Raw genomic sequence first — 1,487 nt, 5'->3', positions numbered from 1 at the left:
GAGGATTCGACACCCCGAGCCTAACGGCTCAAGGCGAGCAACGCCGCTCTCCCTTTTTCAACAATGACCGGGACATCCCCAAGGTCCGCGGACAGCGGTCTTGCAGCGATAAGACCTGCGACGGGACAGCCGGCCTCGACGGAACAGCAGGGCCGGCCCGGGCAGGTTCCTGTGGCATTGAGACGAGATCCCGATCAGGTGGAACCACCTGATCGGGCCAAGATGATCGGCAGACGAATAGTCGTTCATGGTCGGGTACTGGTTTTCGGAGGAGATCCGAAGGCCTGTCGAAAAGCGTGGGTAAACGCGCTTTGTGAGGTATAGCCAACCTCACTCGCCACCTGGGCGATCGTGGTACCGCCGCGCATCAGTGCCGCGCGCGCGATGGTCAGGCGCCATGTCCGCACATATGCGAGCGGCGGCCTTCCAACACGGCGCGTAAACTCGGCGGAGAACGCAGCGCGCGACATGCCGGCCACGCCGGCGAGCCGGGCCACCGTCCATGGCTGCGCGACATCCTGGTGGATTGCACGGAGCGCCCGGCCGAGCCGGGCGTCGGAGAGCGCGCCGAGCCATCCCATGTCGCTCTGCCCGGCGCTGCCGGCACAGGCGCGGATCGCCTCCACCACCAGCACGTCGGCGAGCCGGGCGCTCACGATCTCGCCCCCCATCATATCCCGCTCGATCTCGTTGCCGATCAGGGCGAGGACCGCCGCGATCGCGCAGGATCCGGGCGAGGATCGCGGCACGATCATGAACGCCGGCAGCATGTCGAGCAGGAAGTCGGCGTCCGCGGCAGCGAAGGTGACCGTGCCCCCGATCCCGATCGTATCGTCTCCGCCGATGCGCGCCGCGTCGCAGCCGGGGCCATCGTAAAGGGCCTGCCCATCGATCGGCGTCATATCGAGGTCGCTGGCCACCGTATATGCGGTGCGTCCGATCAGACAGACATCCCCTTCGCTCAGACGTTGCGGGGGGAGCCCCGGCACCAGCATCCAATGGCTGCCGCGCAGCAGAGCGACGAATTTGAGCCGGTCGATGGCAGGAAACGCCAAGGCCCATCGCCCCGCCGCTGCGATGCGGGTTCGCCGGGTCACCCTTGCGCCCAGAACGTCGAGGACGTCCGACAGCGGGTCGCGCGGTATCTTGGACGATTGCGATAATGTCATAGACTACAGAGCATAGATGATCTTGTGGCCGTCGTATATTGTCTTCGTGAAGGAGATCGCAAATGAGCATCCAAGATAAAGTTGTCATCATAACCGGAGCGAGCAGCGGGATCGGCCGCGCGACGGCAAGGCTGCTTGCGAAACATGGCGCATTCGTTGTGCTGGGCGCTCGCAATGAGGCGTCGCTTGGGGCGGTTGTCGACGAGATCACCGTCGCCGGCGGCCGGGCGGCGTATAATACCAAGTCCCATGGACGGTCACCCATGTGCCCATGATCGCATGCCGATGGACATGATGAGCCACGGCTGATCGACGAGA

Annotated in this window: 1 protein-coding gene and 1 pseudogene; one reads left to right on the top strand and one right to left on the bottom strand. The window is 64.7% G+C overall.

All coding sequences use genetic code 11. The features are described from left to right. Nucleotides 1–245: 245 nt before the first annotated feature. Nucleotides 246–1,169, bottom strand: coding sequence for an AraC family transcriptional regulator (locus IEW15_RS25390; RefSeq protein WP_188583316.1), 924 nt, complete (start codon nt 1,167–1,169; stop codon nt 246–248). Between the two features lie 62 nt (nt 1,170–1,231). Here IEW15_RS25390 and IEW15_RS26255 point away from each other — a divergent pair. After that, nucleotides 1,232–1,405, top strand: a pseudogene (locus tag IEW15_RS26255) (SDR family NAD(P)-dependent oxidoreductase); the annotation flags it as partial. Nucleotides 1,406–1,487: the final 82 nt, after the last annotated feature.

The sequence above is a fragment of the Tistrella bauzanensis genome (assembly GCF_014636235.1).
GTDB lineage: Bacteria > Pseudomonadota > Alphaproteobacteria > Tistrellales > Tistrellaceae > Tistrella > Tistrella bauzanensis.
The sequence above is the reverse complement of the archived record's forward strand: the minus strand, read 5'-3'. Positions and strand labels throughout refer to the sequence as shown.